Below are 16,971 nucleotides of genomic sequence, written 5' to 3' on the forward strand. Positions count from 1 at the left end.
TCTTTATGTAATGAACGCAACTCGCCCGGCGCCGGGCTCGCAGGCTTCGCTGCGCGAAGCCAACCGTGCGCGCGTTCTCGGCGTCGTCCGTCAGCACGGCCCGCTCACCCAGGTCGAGATCGCCGCCGCGTCCGGCCTCTCCGCGGCCACCGTGTCGAACATGGTGAAGGAGCTCGACCAGGCCGGCATGGTCGGTCTATCCCGGAGCATCCGCAACGGCCGCCGCGCGGTCCTGGTGTCCCTCGCCTCCGGCGGCGGCCTGCTCGCAGGCGTCGCGTTCGGCGAGCGCGACGTCCGGGTCGCGGTCGCCAACGGGTCCCGCGAGATCCTCGCCCAGCAACTGATGCCGCTGCAGGCCGACCACGTCGCCGACGAGGGCATGGAACGTGCCGCCCGGCTGCTCGCCGACCTGGCCGAGACGGTCAGCTCCGGCGTCGAGGACATCTCCGCGATCGGCTTCGGCCTGCCGATGCCGGTGGACGCGATCAGCGGCGAGGCCGGGTCGGACGCCGTACTGCCCGGCTGGCGCGGCGTCAACGTCACCGAGGCGATGTCGGCGTACCTGCGGGCCCCGGTCGCGCTCGACAACACCGCCAACCTGGCCGCCCTCGGCGAACTGCGGACCGGCGCGCTCCGCGGCGTCCGGAACGGCTGCTACCTGAAGTTCTCGTACGGCGTCGGCGCGGGGATCGTGATCGACGGCGAGGTGTTCCGCGGCTCGGCCGGTACGGCGGGCGAGATCGGCCACGTCACGATCGACGAGAACGGCCCGATCTGCCGCTGCGGCAACCGCGGCTGCCTGGACACGTTCGTCGGTTCGCGAGCGCTGATCAACAGCCTGGCCGCCTCGCACGGACCGCTGCGGCTGAAGGACATCGTCACCCGCGCCCTGGCCGGCGACACCGGCTGCCGCCGGGTGATCGAGGACGCCGGCCGCCGGGTCGGCGTTGCCGTGGCCGGGGTGGTGAACCTGCTGAACCCGGAGGCGATCGTGGTCGGCGGCCTGATGGCCGAGGCCGGTGAACTCATCCTCGGCCCGCTCCGCGAGGCGCTCGACCGGTGCGCGATCCCGAGTGCGGCCGCGACCGTCGAACTGCGCCCGGCCGAACTCGGCGACGAGGCCGACATCGTCGGCGCGATCCACCGTGCGTCGGTGCTGAGCCACACCAATATCTCCATTTCTTGAATTCAAGTCTTGACGACAAGACCGCGGAGGGCTTGACTTCGGGCAGGCCAATCGGGGCCTGCGTCGTCAAGGAGCCGCCATATGTCCGTCCGTGTTCCCCGTCTCGTCGGTCTCGGCCTCGTCGTGTCGGCTCTCGCCGTCTCGCTGGTGGCCTGTGGCTCGAACGACTCCGGCAGCGGCTCAGGCAGCGCGAAGAAGATCGCGCTGTTGCTGCCCGAGTCCAAGACCACCCGGTACGAGGCGCTCGACCGTCCGTTGTTCACCGAGGCGCTGAAGGCCGCCTGCGCGAAGTGCGAGCTGATCTACAGCAACGCCGACCAGGACGCGTCGAAGCAACAGCAGCAGGCCGAGGCCGCACTCACCCAGGGCGCGAACGTGCTCGTCCTGGACCCGGTCGACGGCAAGGCCGCCGCCGCGATCGCCGCCTCCGCGAAGGGGCAGAACGTACCGGTGGTCGCGTACGACCGGTTCATCGAGAACGCCGACTACTACGTGTCGTTCGAGAACGAGGCGGTCGGCAAGCTGCAGGCGCAGACGCTGGTCGACACGCTCAAGGCGGCCGGCAAGACGTCCGGCAACATCGCGATGATCAACGGCTCGCCCACCGACCCGAACGCCGCGGACTTCAAGAAGGGCGCGCACAGCGTGCTCGACTCCAGCGGCTTCAAGATCGCCGCCGAGTTCGACACCCCGGACTGGAGCCCGGACAAGGCGCAGGCCTGGATGGAAGGCCAGCTGAGCGCGATCAAGAACGGTCTGGTCGGGGTGTACGCCGCCAACGACGGCACCGCGGGTGGTGCGATCGCCGCGCTCAAGGGCGGTGGCGTCAAGCCGCTCCCGCCGGTCACCGGCCAGGACTCCGAACTCGCCGCGATTCAGCGGATCGTGTCCGGCGACCAGGCGATGACGATCTACAAGGCGGTCAAACCGCAGGCCGAGGCCGCCGCCAAGGGCGCGGTGGCGCTGGCGAACGGCGGCAAGCCGGAATCCACCACCGACAAGAACGGCGTCCCGTCGACGATCCTCGACCCGGTCGCGGTGACCAAGGCGAACATCAAGGACACCGTGGTCAAGGACAACATCTACAAGATCTCGGACATCTGTACTGCGGCGTTCGCCGCGGCCTGCGCCGCAGCCGGACTGTCGAACAACTGACCGCCCCGTGAGCTTGCCCCCGTAGTGAGGTGCGGGGGCAAGCTTGGGTCTACGTATCGGTTCAGGAGGCTGATCGCGTGACTGTTACCCCGGCTCCCCCCGACGTCGGCGCCGGTACGGTGCTGACGCTGCAGGGAATCTCCAAGCGGTTCGGCGCCGTCCAGGCCCTGAAGAACATCGAACTGGACGTCCGGGCCGGCGAAGTACTCGCCCTGGTCGGCGACAACGGCGCCGGCAAGTCCACGCTGGTGAAGACCATCGCCGGCGTCTACACCGCCGACGACGGGACAATGGTCTTCGACGGCCGCCCGGTCCGGGTCGGCAGCCCGGCCGAGGCGCAGCAGCTCGGCATCGCCACCGTGTTCCAGGACCTGGCGCTGTGCGACAACCTCGACGTGGTCGCGAACCTGTACCTCGGCCGCGAACTCGAGAAGGCCGGCGCCCTGGACGAGGTCGAGATGGAACGCCAGTCCTGGGAACTGCTCCGGCAGCTGTCGGCGAAGATCCCGTCGGTCCGGATCCCGGTCGCCAGCTTGTCCGGCGGCCAGCGGCAGACCGTCGCGATCGCCCGCAGCCTGCTCGGCAAGCCCAAGGTCGTGATGCTGGACGAACCGACCGCGGCCCTCGGCGTCGCTCAGACCGCCGAGGTCCTGAACCTGGTCGAGCGGCTGCGCGAACGCGGCCTGGCCGTGATCCTGATCAGCCACAACATGGCCGACGTGATGGCGGTCGCCGACCGGGTCGCGGTGCTGCGGCTCGGCCGGAACAACGGCGTCTTCGTGGTCAGCGAGACGCGGACCCAGGACATCATCGCCGCCATCACCGGCGCGGTCGACAACGCGGTCTCCGAGCGCGCCGCGCGGCGGAACCCAGAGGAGCCATCATGACCCTGCAGGACTCGGCCCAGGATTCGGCCCAGGATTCGGCGCAGCTGCCCGCGGATCTCCAGGACGAGCGGCTGATCGCGAGCCGCGGACTGAGCGGCGCGGTCGGGGCGTTCGGTGCGCGGTTGCGGTCCGGCGACCTCGGCTCGGTACCGGTGGTGATCGGGCTGATCATCATCTGGGCGGTGTTCCAGGTCGCGAACAGCTCGTTCCTGTCCAGCCGCAACCTGGTCAACCTGACGCTGCAGACCACGTCGGTCGGAGTGATTGCCCTCGGCATCGTCCTGGTGCTGCTGCTGGGCGAGATCGACCTGTCGGTCGGTTCGGTCAGCGGCTTCGCGGGCGCGGTCGTCGGCGTCACGTTCGTCAACAAGGGCTGGCCGGTCGTGCTGTCGTTACTGGTCGGCATCGCGCTGGGCATCGCGGTCGGCCTGTTCTACGGCCTGCTCTACACGCGGTTCGGCGTACCGAGCTTCGTGATCACACTGGCCGGGCTGCTCGGGTTCCTCGGACTGCAGTTGCTGGTGCTCGGCAAGGACGGCACGATCAACCTGCCGTACGACTCGCCGCTGGTCGGCTTCGCGACCCGCAGCTTCCTCTCCCCCGCGATCGCGTACGCCCTGGTCGCCCTCGTCGTCGTGGTCTACGCGCTGACCAGGCTGCAGGGCCGGAACGCCCGCGCCGCGGCCGGGCTGTCCGCCGCGCCGACGTCGTTCATCGCGGTGAAGGCGACCGGGCTCGCGGTCGTACTGCTGGTCCCGGTCCTCGTCCTGAATGGCGACCGCGGCGTCTCGTCGATGTTCCTGCTGTTCCTCGCGCTGGTCGTGGTCACGGATCTCGCGGTCCGCCGGACCCGCTGGGGCCGCTCGGTCTTCGCCGTCGGCGGCAACGTCGAGGCGGCCCGCCGCGCCGGTATCAACGTCCGGATGATCTACCTGTCGGTGTTCGCGGCCTGTACGACGTTCGCCGCGGTCGGTGGCATCCTCGCCGCGGCCCGGCTGGTCGCGGTCAGCCAGTCGAGCGGCGGTACGGACACCAACCTGAACGCGATCGCGTCCGCGGTGATCGGCGGTACCAGCCTGTTCGGCGGCCGCGGTTCGGCGTCCTCCGCACTGCTCGGCGCGCTGGTGATCACGTCGATCTCCAACGGGCTCGCCCTGCTCAGCCTGGACTCGAACGTGCGCTACATCGTCACCGCCGGCGTCCTGCTCGTCGCCGTCACGATCGACTCCCTCAGCCGCCGAAGCCGCCAGGCCCACGGGCGCGCGTAAAGAGCCCGCCGCGGATGCATCATGTCCGCTATGGCAGGAAGCAGGCGAGGCAGGACGGTCGGGACCGGCGCGGACCAGTCGGTGACGACGCTGGAGTTGTTCTTCGATCTGGTGTTCGTGTTCGCGTTGACCCAGATCACCGAGCTGATGGCGCACGACCTGACCTGGCACGGCGTCGTCCGCGGCCTGTTCCTGCTCGGTCTGCTGTGGTGGAGCTGGGCGGCGTACTCGTGGGTCTGCAACATCGCCAAGGCCGACGAGGGCGCCGTCCGCGCCGTCCTGCTGGGCGCGATGGCGGCGATGTTCGTGATCGCGCTCGCGGTCCCCGAGGCGTTCGACGACCTGCCCGGCGGGCTGTCCGGCCCGGTCGTGATCGCGATCGCGTACTTCGTCCTCCGCGCGATGCACCTGGCCCTGCTGTGGACGATCGCCCGCGGCGACCGGGTGCTGCGCCGTACGGTCGCGTACTACGCCGTCGGCAAGGTCGTCGCGACCGCGCTGCTGCTGGTCGCCTCGCAGTACCACGGGATCACGCAGACGCTGCTCTGGGCCGGTGCGCTGGCCGCGGACTACGTGTCGACGTATCTCGTCGACGCCCGCGGCTGGCGGTTCAACTCCCCCGCGCACTGGGCCGAGCGGCACGGGCTGGTCATCATCATCGCGCTCGGTGAGTCGATCGTGGAGATCGGCGTCGGCGTGACCGGCCTGCCGATCTCCTGGCCGATCCTGGTGGCGTCGCTGCTCGGTCTCGCGGTCTGCGCGGCGCTGTGGTGGCTGTACTTCGGTTCCGCCGTGCACTATGGCGAACGGGCGCTGACCGCCGAGCCGGCCGAGACCCGCCCCTGGCTGGCGCGGGACGCATACACCTACCTGCACGTCCCGATGGTCGCGGGCATCGTCCTGCTCGCCCTCGGCCTCAAGAAGGTCCTCGAGTACGTCGGGGACGACCTGAGCCGTCCGCTGCACGGCATCGGCCTGTTCGCGCTGTACGCCGGTACGGCCCTCTACCTCGCCGGACTCGTGGGCTTCAAACGCCGCACGATCCACCGCTGGACCCTACCCCGGCTGATCACGGCCGCCCTGCTACTGGTCGCCGTACCGCTAGTACACGCCCTGCCGGCGCTAGCACAACTCGTCGTACTCACCGCCCTCCTCACCGCCCTGGCCACCCTCGAAACCCGTGAGTCTTCTCAGCCACGGCAAGCCCACGACCCCGCGGCGAACTAGCGTCCTGACCGGGCTAGTTGCCTGAAGCATCTATTTCCATCAGGATCGAAAGGCTTGACAACGATGAAGTGGAAGATTCCGGGGAGCCGCCGGGCTCGGGCGCTCGGGGGCGGCGCGATAGTGACCACGGCCGCGCTGGTCGCGGGTGGTGTCGCCGTCGCGAACGGCGCCAATGCGGCCGAGACCTCGACCACCGCCGTGCCGTACAAGACGCAGCTGATCGAGATGCGGACCGCCGGGGCGAAGGGTTACTTCTACACCGCGAACCAGGCCGAGTTCGTGCGCGCGGAGAAGCTCGGGTTCAGGTTCACCGGCCAGGTGCCCGGGTACGTCGCGAACACCGCGATCCGCGGCACCGTGCCGGTGTACCGGCTGCGGCTCAAGCGGGCGTCGTCGTACCTGCTGTCGATCTCGACCGCCGAGCGGAACTCGCTGGTCGCGAACGGCCAGTGGGTGTACGAGGGCGTCGTCGGCCGGATCCCGCTCGCGCCGGCCGCGGACCGGACCAAGGTGTACCGGGTCTCGAAGAACGGCATCGGCTGGCGGGTGATGCGCAGCGCGCAGGCAGCCGCGTACGTGAAGGCCGGCTGGCACCTGGACGGCTTCATGGGCTACGTCTGGACGCACAAGTAGAGCAAGCATGAGAAAGCCCCCGTCGTCGTTGACGGGGGCCCTCTCCGCGGGTTACGCGGTGGCGGCGGTCAGGTCGACCTTCGGCTCCGCGAAGTGGCAGGCGGCCGTGTGGCCCGGCGTCGACTGCGGCTTGATCTCCAGCAGCGGTTCCTGGGTGGCGCAGATGTCCTCCGCCTTCCAGCAGCGGGTCCGGAACCGGCAGCCGCTCGGCGGGTCGATCGGCGACGGTACGTCCCCGACCAGCCGGATCCGCTCCTTCGGCGGGACGCCGCGGATCGTGCCGAGGTCCGGCGCCGCGGACAGCAGCGCCTGGGTGTACGGGTGCTGCGGCGCGTTGTAGATCTGGTCCCGGCTGCCCTGCTCGACGATCTTGCCGAGGTACATCACCGCGACCTCGTCACAGAAGTGCCGGACCACGCCGAGGTCGTGCGCGATGAACACGAACGCGATGCCGAGGTCCTTGCGCAGGTCCTCGAGCAGGTTCATCACCTGTGCCTGGATCGACACGTCGAGCGCCGACACCGGCTCGTCCGCGATGATCACCTCGGGCTCGACCGCGAGCGCCCGGGCGATCCCGATCCGCTGACGCTGGCCGCCGGAGAACTCGTTCGGGTACCGGTTGTGGTGCTCCGGGTTCAGGCCGACCCGCTCGAGCAGCTCCTGGACGCGGGCGAGCTCACCGCCCCGCTTCACCAGGTTGTGCACCCGCAGCGGCGTACTGATGATGTTGCTGACCGTCTGCCGCGGGTTCAGCGAGCTGTACGGGTCCTGGAACACGATCTGCAGCTGCCGGCGGAACGGGCGCAGGTCCCGCTCCTTCAGCTTCGCGATGTCCGTGCCCTTGAACCGGATCTCGCCGGACGTCGGGGTGAGCAGCCGGGTGATCATCCGGCCGGTGGTCGACTTGCCACAGCCGGACTCGCCGACCAGGCCCATGCTGGCGCCGGCCTTCAGGTCGAACGAGACGCCGTCGACGGCCTGCACGACCTTCTTGGTCCGGCCGAGGCCGGCCGCTTCCTTGATCGGGAAGTGCATCTTGAGGTCACGGACCTCGAGCAGAGATTCAGTCATGGTTCCTCAGTCCCCTCGTCAGCCCAGTCTCGGCGCGACCTCGGTCTCGTACACCGAGACCTTGTCGTGCAGGTGACAACGGGACGTGTGCGCACCGGCGCCGTCCACCGGCAGCAGTTCCGGCAGTTGCGTCGTACAGAGCTCGCCGTTCACGCGGTCCTTGTACGGACAGCGTGGGCTGAACGAGCAGCCGTCGGGCAGGCTCAGCAGGCTCGGCGGCAGGCCCTTGATCGGGCGCAGCCGCTCGTTCGCGGCGGAGACGGTCGGGATCGACTCGAGCAGACCCCAGGTGTACGGCATCCGCGGGTTCGCCAGCACGTCCTCGGCGGTGCCGTACTCGACGCAACGCCCGGCGTACATCACCAGGACGTCGTCGGCCATCTCGGCGACCACACCCAGGTCGTGGGTGATCAGCACGATCGCGGAGCCGAACTCCTTCTGCAGGTTGTTCAGCAGGTCCAGGATCTGCGCCTGAACGGTGACGTCGAGCGCGGTGGTCGGCTCGTCGGCGATCACCAGCTTCGGGTCGTTGATCAGGCTCATCGCGATCATCGCGCGCTGCCGCATACCGCCGGAGAACTCGTGCGGGTACTGCGCGAACCGGCGCGGCGGGTTCGGGATGCCGACCAGGTCGAGCATCTCCAGCGCACGCTTCTTCGCGGCGTCCTTGGACACCTTGTGGTGCACCCGGTACGCCTCGGTCAACTGGTTGCCGATCGTGTACAGCGGGTGCAGCGACGACTGCGGGTCCTGGAACACCATCGACACCGCGTCGCCGCGGATCTTCATCAGGTCGTTCTCGCTCAGGCCGACGATCTCGTCGCCGCCGAGCCGGATCGACCCGGTGATCCGGGTCCGCTTGCGGTCGTGCAGGCCCATCACGGCCATACTCGACACCGACTTGCCGGAACCGGACTCGCCGACGATCGCCAGCGTCCGGCCGAGCGGGACCGAGTAGCTCAGCCCGTTCACGGCGCTGACGAGGCCGTCCGCGGTCGGGAACTTGACGGCCAGGTCCTCGACCACCAGGTACGGGGTCTCGCCGCTGGGGTTGATCGAACCCTGGCGGCGCTCCCGGGTGGCGACCGACGGGCCCCGCTTGGCGGGCGCGGCGTCCTGCGGCGCGGCGGCGGCATCGCTCTCGGCCATGCTGTCCTTCCGGTCTTCGGTGCCTCGATCTTCGGGGGCAGGAGTGCTCATGCCAGCCTCACCCGCGGGTCGATCACGCTGTAGCCGATGTCCACCAGCAGGTTCATCACCACGATGAGCACGGAAGCAACCAGTACGGTGCCCATGATCACCGGCAGGTCGTAGTTGTTCAAGCTGTCCAGCACCAGCTGACCGAGGCCGGGCAGGTCGAAGATCCGCTCGGTGAAGATCGCGCCGCCGAGGCTGCCGGCGACGTCCAGGCCGAAGATCGTGACCACCGGGATCAAGCCGGAGCGGAGCGCGTGCTTGTAGGTGACCACCCGGTCGGACAGGCCCTTGGCCCGCGCGGTCCGGATGAAGTCCTCACTCAGTGTCTCGACCATGGAGCCACGGGCGTAGCGCGCATAGGAGACGCAGTTGTAGATGCCGAGCACCAGCCAGGGTGTCAGCAGGCCGGCGATCCATTTGCCGGGATTCTCCGAGGGTGGTGTCCACTCACCTCTGGGAAGGATCGGATACAGCACGGTCAGGTACAGCGCGACCATCAGCGCGACGATGTAGTAGGGCACCGAACTGATCACCAGCGTGCTGGTCATCAGTGCCCGGTCGCCCAGGGTCCCGCGTCTCTTGGCCGCCATCGATCCGACGAACACACCGATGGTGAGCACCAGGACCGCGTACCCGAGCACCAGTGACAACGTCACCGGGAACCGGGTCTTGATCATGTCGGTGACCGGCCGGTCGTTCTTGAACGAGAAGCCGAGGCAGGGCGCCGCGCAGTGCTGCTTGACGCCTGAGGTCGTGAAGTCACGACCGGTGAAGATTCCCGCGGTGTACTCGGCGAACTGCTGCACCTTCGGCCGGTCCAGGTGCAGGTTGGTCTTGATCTCCTGGTACCGCTGCTGGGTGCAGTTGCGGTCACCACAGATCGCACCGGCCGGGTCGGTCGGCGCGACGAAGAACAACGCGAAGGTCGCGATCAACGTCGCGAGCACGACACTCAGCGCGCTGACCAGGCGGCGCGCCACGAAATAGAGCACGGGATTGTCTCCTCACCGACCGGTCTGGTGCCCGGGCTTGTGGCCCGGGCACCAGACAGGCGTTCAGTGGATCACTACTGCTTCAGAACTGGCGTGGATCAGGGCTGCTTCAGGTACAGCGAAGTGAACTCGGGCAGACCCTGTGTCGGGTCGTTGATCGCGTGCCCGATGTTCTTGCCGACCGGGAAGTTGCTCTCGCTGTAGTACAGCGGCAGCACCGGGAGGTACTTCTCCAGGATGTCCTTGTCGACGTTCTTCCATTCCTTGACCTGGTCGTTGGGGTCCTTCGCGGAGACCGCGTCGATCTCGGCGTCCAGTGCCTTGTCCTGCAGCTGCCCGACGCTGTTGCCCAGGCCGATCGCGTCCGACTTGAACAGCACCGGGAACCAGCTGGTGCCGCTCGGCCAGTCGGAGCACCAACCGGTCGGGGTCTTGCCGATGTTCACCGGAGCGTTCTGGTCACCGGTGAAGGTACGGATCTTCGCCTTCGGGACACCGATCGCGTGGACCGTGAAGCCCGCCTTCTGGAACATCTGCGTACGGAACTGCGTGACCTGCGTCGAGATCTTGTCGTCGATCGAGTAGTACCAGCTCAGCTGGAAGCCCGACTTGCCGATCTTGGCCAGCTCGGACTTGACCTCGGCGGCCACCGCGTCGTCCTCGGCACCCTTACCGGTACCGGTCAGACCCGGCAGCTCGTACTTCTCGAAGCCCGGGACGGCCGGCGGCAGGATCGTCGAGGCCGGCGGGTCGTCGGTCGGGTTCAGGCCGGCCACCTTGCGCCAACCGTCGTACGGGTGCGCCTTGGCGATCAGCTTGCGGACCTCCAACGGGATCTTCCGGGTGTCCATCGTGTACATGATCGTGCACGGGGACTCGCCCTTGATCAGCTGCGACTGGTCCTTGACCTCAGGAAGCAGCGAGACGTCGAGGTTGCTGTAGTTCAGCGCGTCGGCGTCGGGCCCGGAGCTCGCCAGCACCTGGCGCTGGACCTTGATCAGGTCCTGGCTGAACTTGAAGTCGAAGCCGTCGACGTACTGGTGCCGGACCGGGTCGGTGTTCGGGTCCCAGTTCGGGTTCTTCGTCAGCTTCAGCTCGCTACCCGGCTGGTACGACGACAGCTGGTACGGGCCGGTCGCCATCGGGTGCTGCTCGTAGTTCTTCTGCGTGTCCTTCGCCTGCGGGATCGGCGTGAACATGGGGAACGCAGCGTAGTACGGCAGGTCGTCGAACTTCTTCGCCAGGTGGATGACCAGGGTGTGGTCGTCCGGCGTCTCGACGCCCTTGTACTGCGCACCGCCGGCGGCGTACGGGCCCTTGTACTTGTCGCCGTCCAGGAAGAACTGCATCTGGTACGTCGGTCCGGCGTCGTACAGGTCGTGCGCGAAGGAGCGCTTGATCGCGTACGCGTAGTCCGCGGCCTTGACCGGCGTGCCGTCCTGGTACTTGATGCCCTGCTTCAGCTTGAAGGTCCAGGTCAGACCGTCGGCCGACTTGGTGCCCAGGTCCTCGGCCAGGTCCGGAACCAGGACCGGCTTGTGGTCGGGGCCGTCCAGCCGGTACTGGGTCAGCGACCGGAACATCAGCTTCGCGATCTGGTTACCGTCGGTGTAGTAGATCGCGGTCGGGTCGAAGGTGTCCGGCGTCACGTCCGAGAGGACCGTGATCGTGCCGCCCTTCTTCGCGCCGTCGACGTCCGCGGCCGGGCCCTTCGCAGTGGGGTCGGTCGCCTTGACCTGAGCACCACCCAAGTTGCCGCTGTCGCCCTTGTTACCGCTGTTCGAGGACGGGCTGCCACAGGCCACGGCGGCCAGCATGACCGTCGCCGCGACCGCGGTTATCCGTTTCCACTGCATGGTCGGGTTTCTCCTTTTCTGCCGCTGGGGCAATCGCCGAACTACCGGCGAGTCTTGGGGTCGAAGGCGTCCCGGACCGCGTCTCCGAGCAGGGCCAGCGCGAGCACCAACGCGGTGATGCCGACCACTGGCAGCCAGAGGTAGAGCGGGTCTGCCTTGAACCAGTTCGTGGCGACGGCGATCGTCTGACCCCACGAGGGGATCGGTTCGACCAGTCCGACACCGAGGAAGGAAAGACCGGCCTCCGCGGTCACGTACGACGGGACCGCCAGCGAGGCCGAGATGACGATCGGCGCGACCAGGTTGGGCAGCAGCTCCTTGAACAGGACCTGCCGGGTCGGCACACCGATCGCCCTGGCGGCGAGCACGAACTCGCGCTCGCGAAGCGACAGCACCTCACCCCGGATGATCCGGGCCAGGCCGGCCCAGCCGAAGAACGACAACACGAAGATCAGTACGTAGAACCTGATCGACGCCTGCTGGTTCGGGGTCAGGTTGAACGAGCCGCCGCGCATCGATTCCACGATCGGCACCAGCGCGATCGCGAACAGCAGGAACGGCAGGCTCAGGACGAAGTCGATGATCCAGGAGATGACCCGGTCGGTCCAGCCGCCGAGGAAGCCGGCCAGCAGGCCCATCACGACGCCGATCGCGGTACCGACCACGGTCGCCAGGAACGCGATGATCAGCGACGGGCGGGCGCCGTACACCCAGCGGGCGAAGTTGTCCCGGCCGGTCTTCGGCTCGACGCCGAGCCAGTGCGCGCCGTTGACGCCGATCGTCGGGTAGCCGTACTCGTCGACCAGGTCGGTGTGGAAGGTGCTGTAGTTCTGGCCTTCGAGCTTGGCCAGCAGCGGCGCCAGAATCGCGACCAGGATGAAGAACAGCACGACCGACGCGCAGATCATCGCGACGCGGTCCTTGCGCAGCCGGTCGAACGCGATCCGGCTCGGCGACTTGCCGTGCGGAGTGGCGGCCGTGCGGGCCGGCTCCGCCGACGCCGGGTGGTCCTCGACTCCTACGGTCGAGTCTGGCGACCCAATACTCATTCGCACTCCGTCAGTTCGTCGGCCGGATTTCGGTCCGTTGATCCGGCACTCATCGGTGGATAGCGTGCCGAGCCTTTGCTTTCCGGTGCGGTGGCGTCAAATCCCCTTGACAGGGCGCTTCCCCCACAACCGCGCGCTAGCCTGCCTGACACTGTGACACCAAACCAGCGGTGCCTGGCACCAGTGCACAAATCGTTACCGGAACGCGTACTCGAACGGAATATTTGCCCCAAATCGTCACTCTGGGCAGTCAAATCTTCGCAATCCGCGTCGGCACAGCACCGACAGTGGCCATTTTGTGCCAAGATATTACGGAATGTAACGAAAAGACGCATTCGGTGGCTGAGTGCTCATACCAGCCCGAGCAGCCGTTGTTGGTGCCTCAGCTCGCGTCTGGTGAAGGCCGAGGACCCGGCCCTGCCGACCGCCGTCGCGAGAGTCCGCCGCGCCTCGTCCGGCCGCCCGGCGGCCACCTGCAGACGCGCCCATCCGATCGCGTTCGCGCCCTCCCCGCTTTCGTCCGGCCGACGGCTCAGCACCTCCGCCGAGCGCCGCAGCAGCACCTCCGCCTCGGCCGGCCGCCCGGTCAGCACCAGGAGCTGCGCCTCGGTGTTGTCGACGTGTGCCGATCCCAACTCGTCCCCGATCCGCTCGATGATCGCGCGCGCGTCGGCGAGCACGACGGCCAGCTCGGCGACGTGGGCGGCACCCAGGTCGTCGTCGGCCAGCAGTGTCTCGGCGAGCAGCACCAGCCTGATCGCCCGCAGCCTGGTGCCGGGCTCGTCCAGCCTGCACACCTCGCGACGGAAGACCAGGGATTCGGGCACTCGTCCGAGCAGCAGCAACGCGCCGCCGATCTGGTCGAGCGCACGAGACCGCAAGGCCTCCGCCTCGGGATCGGAGTCGACGATCGCCAGCATCTCTTCGCCGACCCGGAGCTTGCCTTCGAAGTCGCCGGCCGCGGCGGCCAGCCAGCCGAGCTGGTTGCGGGCGCCGACGCGGAGCGCCACGACACCGGATCGGTCCGCCGCCGTCCGCGCGCGTTCGGCCACCGGACGGAGTTCTTCAGGTGGGGCTCCGGCCTGGGCGAGCGCGGCGAACAGGCAACGGCCCAGCTCGGCCTCGAGATCCACCTCCCCCGCCGTTTCCGCGACCTGACGTGCGTCCTCGAGGACGGAACGCCGTACCTCTCGATCGTCCCGGACCGCCAGGTAGCCGGTGAACCGGAGCGCCAGCATCGCGCCGAGCCGCGGCCACCGTACGAGCGCTCGTTCGACAGCGGCCCGTACCACCGGGCCCTCGACGTCCAGCCAGGCCGCGCCGGCCTCCGCCCGCAGCTCGGCGTCCGGCAGCTCGAAGTCGCCGCCCCGGTCGAGCTCCAGGATCACCGCACCGTGGTCGATGTGCTCGTCGGCGATCGTGACCAGGCGGAGCACCGTGTCCAGGTAGCGCCGTTCCAGCGCGGGCTCGCCGGCCGGGCCGAACAACTCGACGGCGTACCCGCGGACGAGTCCGTGCAGGCCGTAGCGGGGTGGGTCGATGCGGCGCTGCTGGACCAGGCCGAGCGCGACAAGGTTCTCGAGGACGGCCGCCGCGGAGGCTTCGTCCTGATCGAGCAGTGGCGCGGCGACCCAGGGCGCGAACTCGTCCGCGCCGACCACGGCCAGGCGGGCGAACAGCTCGCGCGCGATGCCGCTCGCGACGCTCAACGACAGATCGAGGCTGGCGCGGACCGCCCGGTCGCCGGCGACCAGGTAGTCGAGGCGCCGGGACTCGTCGTCGAGGATCCGGACCACGTCCGCGACGTCCTCCCGGATCAGCGCGAGCCGCGCGCCGACGATGCGCAGCGCCAGCGGCAGCCCCGCACAGTACGGGACGACGTCCCCGACGGCCGCCCCGCCGAGACCGGACAGCGCCCCGAGCAGCTCGGCGCTCGTCCCGTCGGGCAGCGGCAGGAGTTCGCGATGGGTGGCGTCCTCCAGGCCGAGCATCGGACGGCGTGAGGTGACGACAACCCCACAGCCGTCGTCGGCCGGCAGCAGCGGCCGGAGCTGGCCGGCATCCAGCGCGTCGTCGAACACCAACAGGACGTTCTGTCCGGCGAGGCGGGTTCTGAGCAGACCGGACCGAGCCTCCAGCCCATCCGGAATCTCGTCCACGTCGAGCGAGCGCAGCAACCGGCCGAGGATCGTGCTGGGCGGAATCGCTTGACCGTCGACGTCCTGCAGCCGCACGAACAGCTGGCCGTCCGGGTAGCTGTCCGCCAGTTGGTGCCCGAGGCGGACGGCGGCGGCAGACTTGCCGGTGCCGGCGGCGCCGTACAGACAGACGACTGCCGGTACTCCGGATCGCCTGCCGGAACGGAGCAGTACGTCGGCAGCTTCCTCCAGTACATCGTCGCGCCCGAGTAGGAGGCCGATGTCGGCCGGCAGCTCCCGTGGTACGGCAGACGCGGCCGTGAGGTCCAGCGACGAGTCCTGGCGCAGGATCGCCACCTGCAGGTCCCTGAGGTCGGCGCCCGGTTCGACACCGAGTTCATCGTCCAGGTGCCGTACGACGTCGGCGTACGCGGCCAGAGCGTCTGCCTGACGGCCGGAGCGATAGAGGGCGAGCATGCGGGCCGCGGCGAACGTTTCCCGGGACGGCTCGGCTGCCGTCAGGTCAGCCAGTTCGGCCAGCAGTTCCTGGTGGTGGCCGAGGGCAAGCTCGGTGGTCAGGCGAAGCTCCTGCGCCGCCAGCTTCGCCTCGTCGAGTCCGCGGCACAGACGGCGGCGTACGTCGTCTGTCGTGACGTCAGCCAGCGCCGGACCGCGCCACAGAGCCAGGGCGTCTGCCAGCAGCTTGCTGCGTTGCTCCAGGTCGTCCTGACGGCGTGCTTGCTCGACGACAGACCTGAACTGTTCCACGTCGGTCTGTCCTGGCCGGGAACGGATCGCGTAGCCGTCACGCCCGCTTGTCAGCTCAACGTCCAGTACAGAGCGCAGCCGGGACACGTACACCTGCAGAGCACGCCGGGGGTTCGCAGGTAGCGCGTCCGGCCACAGCAGCTCGATCAGACGCTCGGCTGGCACAGGCCTGCCGGGTTCCAGGAGCAGTACGGCGAGCAGCAGGCGTTCCTGCCTGCGCTTCAGGTCGACGAGGCCGGTGCCTGACCAGATCTGAACCGGACCCAGCAGGCGGAACTCCATGGCCTGATCATATGGCTGCGGATGGTAAGCGCCTGGTAACAGCCCCAGGCGAACCTGCTGCCCTCACCCCTCGAGGAAGGACAGCAGATGGCGCGCGCCTGGGACTGGGGTTAAGCCCTACCGCACGTGGACGGTGACGAAGGGCGGCTTGACCACGTCGAAGAGTTCCTGGCGGCCGCGGATGTCCACGGTCACCTGGTCGCCCTCCTTCACCGCCGCGTCCAGCAGTGCCAGCGCGACCCCCTTCTTGAGGGTCGGCGAGAACGTTCCCGAGGTCACCTCGCCGATGGTGGTGCCGGACTGGTCGGCGACGGTCATGTGCGGCCGGGGAATGCCGCGACCGGCCGCGCGGAGACCGCGGAGGATCCGGGCCGGGCCGGCCTCCTTCTCGGCGCGCAGCGCGGCGTCGCCCCAGAAGTGCTCCTTCTTCCAGCCGACCGCCCAGCCGGAACGCGCCTGGACCGGCGTGATGTCCGGCGAGATGTCCTGGCCGTGCAGCGGGTAGCCCATCTCGGTCCGCAGCGTGTCGCGGGCGCCGAGCCCGGCCGGAACGATGCCGTACTGCTCGCCGGCCTTCAGCAAGGCGTCGAACACCGGCAGCGCGGCCGCGTTCGGTACGACCAGCTCGTACCCGCGCTCGCCCGTGTACCCGGTCCGGCACACCACTACCGGCGTACCGCCGAAGTCGGCCGTGGCGAAGGCCATGTAGTCGTGCCCGATGGGCAGACCGATCGCGGCGACCACCTCGTCGCTGTTGGCGCCCTGGACCGCGAGGATCGCGTAGTCGTCGTGCACGTTGGTGACCTCGACGCCGTCCGGTGCCTGCGCCTGCAGCAGCCGGACCACCTCGGCGGTGTTGGCGGCGTTCGGGATCAGGAACACGTCGTCGTCGGCGTGCAGGTACGCGATCAGGTCGTCGACGACGCCCCCGCGCTCGTTGCAGCACAGCGTGTACTGCGCCTGCCCGGGAGCGATCTTGCCGAGGTCGTTGGTCAGGCACGCGTTCACGTACGCCGCGGCGCCGGGCCCCTTGACGGTGGCCTTGCCGAGGTGGCTGACGTCGAAGACGCCGACCGACGTACGCACCGCGGTGTGCTCGGCCACGACGCCGCTGTACTCCAGGGGCATCTCCCAGCCGCCGAACTCGGCGAACTTCGCACCGAGGGCCAGATGGCGCTCGTGCAACGGGGACTTCTTCAAATCGGTCGACTCGGTCATGGAGCGCAAACTACCTGACGCGTAGCATGCGGAGGCAGCTTGCA

13 protein-coding genes are annotated in these 16,971 nt (G+C 68.7%); 6 read left to right on the forward strand and 7 right to left on the reverse strand.

Annotation, left to right across the window (positions count from 1 at the left end; genetic code table 11):
* Positions 1-10 precede the first annotated feature (10 nt).
* The 6 genes from ACFYRU_RS37305 (at position 11) to ACFYRU_RS37330 (ending at position 6,356) form a co-directional block, all read left to right on the forward strand.
* On the forward strand, positions 11-1,186 hold the full coding sequence (locus ACFYRU_RS37305) for an ROK family protein (RefSeq protein WP_387668082.1): 1,176 nt from the start codon (positions 11-13) through the stop codon (positions 1,184-1,186).
* Between the two features lie 81 nt (positions 1,187-1,267).
* Complete coding sequence (locus ACFYRU_RS37310; protein ID WP_387668085.1) at positions 1,268-2,341, forward strand: sugar ABC transporter substrate-binding protein; 1,074 nt, start codon at positions 1,268-1,270, stop codon at positions 2,339-2,341.
* 77 nt (positions 2,342-2,418) lie between these two features.
* The gene (locus ACFYRU_RS37315) at positions 2,419-3,228 is read left to right on the forward strand and encodes an ATP-binding cassette domain-containing protein (RefSeq protein WP_387668087.1); all 810 of its coding nucleotides are present in this window, start codon (positions 2,419-2,421) and stop codon (positions 3,226-3,228) included.
* The gene (locus ACFYRU_RS37320) at positions 3,225-4,496 is read left to right on the forward strand and encodes a sugar ABC transporter permease (protein WP_387668090.1); all 1,272 of its coding nucleotides are present in this window, start codon (positions 3,225-3,227) and stop codon (positions 4,494-4,496) included. Before ACFYRU_RS37315 ends, ACFYRU_RS37320 begins: the two co-directional genes overlap by 4 nt.
* A gap of 30 nt (positions 4,497-4,526) precedes the next feature.
* The gene (locus tag ACFYRU_RS37325; protein WP_387668093.1) at positions 4,527-5,723 is read left to right on the forward strand and encodes a low temperature requirement protein A; all 1,197 of its coding nucleotides are present in this window, start codon (positions 4,527-4,529) and stop codon (positions 5,721-5,723) included.
* A 63-nt stretch (positions 5,724-5,786) separates the two neighbouring features.
* Positions 5,787-6,356 (forward strand): hypothetical protein, encoded by a 570-nt coding sequence (locus ACFYRU_RS37330; RefSeq protein ID WP_387668096.1) that lies wholly within the window; start codon positions 5,787-5,789, stop codon positions 6,354-6,356.
* Positions 6,357-6,407: 51 nt separating this feature from the next.
* Here the strand turns inward: ACFYRU_RS37330 and ACFYRU_RS37335 are convergent, their stop codons facing one another.
* From ACFYRU_RS37335 to gcvT, 7 genes are all read right to left on the reverse strand, one after another.
* Positions 6,408-7,427 carry an ABC transporter ATP-binding protein gene (locus ACFYRU_RS37335; protein ID WP_387668098.1) on the reverse strand — a complete coding sequence of 340 codons (1,020 nt, stop codon included), beginning with the start codon at positions 7,425-7,427 and terminating at the stop codon, positions 6,408-6,410.
* A gap of 18 nt (positions 7,428-7,445) precedes the next feature.
* Entirely contained in the window at positions 7,446-8,627 is a 1,182-nt protein-coding gene (locus tag ACFYRU_RS37340) for an ABC transporter ATP-binding protein (protein ID WP_387668099.1), read from the reverse strand.
* Complete coding sequence (locus tag ACFYRU_RS37345) at positions 8,624-9,616, reverse strand: ABC transporter permease (RefSeq protein ID WP_387668102.1); 993 nt, start codon at positions 9,614-9,616, stop codon at positions 8,624-8,626. The genes ACFYRU_RS37340 and ACFYRU_RS37345 overlap by 4 nt, the downstream gene beginning before the upstream one ends.
* Positions 9,617-9,714: 98 nt before the next feature.
* The gene (locus ACFYRU_RS37350; protein WP_387668104.1) at positions 9,715-11,472 is read right to left on the reverse strand and encodes an ABC transporter substrate-binding protein; all 1,758 of its coding nucleotides are present in this window, start codon (positions 11,470-11,472) and stop codon (positions 9,715-9,717) included.
* 41 nt (positions 11,473-11,513) lie between these two features.
* Positions 11,514-12,521: an ABC transporter permease gene (locus ACFYRU_RS37355; RefSeq protein ID WP_387668106.1), complete on the reverse strand. Its 1,008-nt coding sequence runs from the start codon at positions 12,519-12,521 to the stop codon at positions 11,514-11,516.
* Positions 12,522-12,871: 350 nt separating this feature from the next.
* Positions 12,872-15,709 carry a BTAD domain-containing putative transcriptional regulator gene (locus ACFYRU_RS37360; RefSeq protein ID WP_387668109.1) on the reverse strand — a complete coding sequence of 946 codons (2,838 nt, stop codon included), beginning with the start codon at positions 15,707-15,709 and terminating at the stop codon, positions 12,872-12,874.
* 117 nt (positions 15,710-15,826) lie between these two features.
* Complete coding sequence (gene gcvT, locus ACFYRU_RS37365; RefSeq protein ID WP_387668110.1) at positions 15,827-16,927, reverse strand: glycine cleavage system aminomethyltransferase GcvT; 1,101 nt, start codon at positions 16,925-16,927, stop codon at positions 15,827-15,829.
* Positions 16,928-16,971 lie beyond the last annotated feature (44 nt).

Origin of the sequence: Kribbella sp. NPDC004536 (genome assembly GCF_042873835.1) — a bacterium.
Lineage (GTDB): Bacteria > Actinomycetota > Actinomycetes > Propionibacteriales > Kribbellaceae > Kribbella.

What these genes read in the sequence shown, in the direction of transcription:
- ACFYRU_RS37335 (WP_387668098.1), bottom strand. Translation starts at nt 7,427, where the DNA reads ATGACTGAATCTCTGCTCGAGGTCCGTGACCTCAAGATGCACTTCCCG.
- ACFYRU_RS37340 (WP_387668099.1), bottom strand. Translation starts at nt 8,627, where the DNA reads ATGAGCACTCCTGCCCCCGAAGATCGAGGCACCGAAGACCGGAAGGAC.
- ACFYRU_RS37305 (WP_387668082.1), top strand. Translation starts at nt 11, where the DNA reads ATGAACGCAACTCGCCCGGCGCCGGGCTCGCAGGCTTCGCTGCGCGAA.
- ACFYRU_RS37330 (WP_387668096.1), top strand. Translation starts at nt 5,787, where the DNA reads ATGAAGTGGAAGATTCCGGGGAGCCGCCGGGCTCGGGCGCTCGGGGGC.
- ACFYRU_RS37325 (WP_387668093.1), top strand. Translation starts at nt 4,527, where the DNA reads ATGGCAGGAAGCAGGCGAGGCAGGACGGTCGGGACCGGCGCGGACCAG.
- ACFYRU_RS37310 (WP_387668085.1), top strand. Translation starts at nt 1,268, where the DNA reads ATGTCCGTCCGTGTTCCCCGTCTCGTCGGTCTCGGCCTCGTCGTGTCG.
- ACFYRU_RS37320 (WP_387668090.1), top strand. Translation starts at nt 3,225, where the DNA reads ATGACCCTGCAGGACTCGGCCCAGGATTCGGCCCAGGATTCGGCGCAG.
- gcvT (WP_387668110.1), bottom strand. Translation starts at nt 16,927, where the DNA reads ATGACCGAGTCGACCGATTTGAAGAAGTCCCCGTTGCACGAGCGCCAT.
- ACFYRU_RS37355 (WP_387668106.1), bottom strand. Translation starts at nt 12,521, where the DNA reads ATGAGTATTGGGTCGCCAGACTCGACCGTAGGAGTCGAGGACCACCCG.
- ACFYRU_RS37360 (WP_387668109.1), bottom strand. Translation starts at nt 15,709, where the DNA reads ATGGAGTTCCGCCTGCTGGGTCCGGTTCAGATCTGGTCAGGCACCGGC.
- ACFYRU_RS37350 (WP_387668104.1), bottom strand. Translation starts at nt 11,472, where the DNA reads ATGCAGTGGAAACGGATAACCGCGGTCGCGGCGACGGTCATGCTGGCC.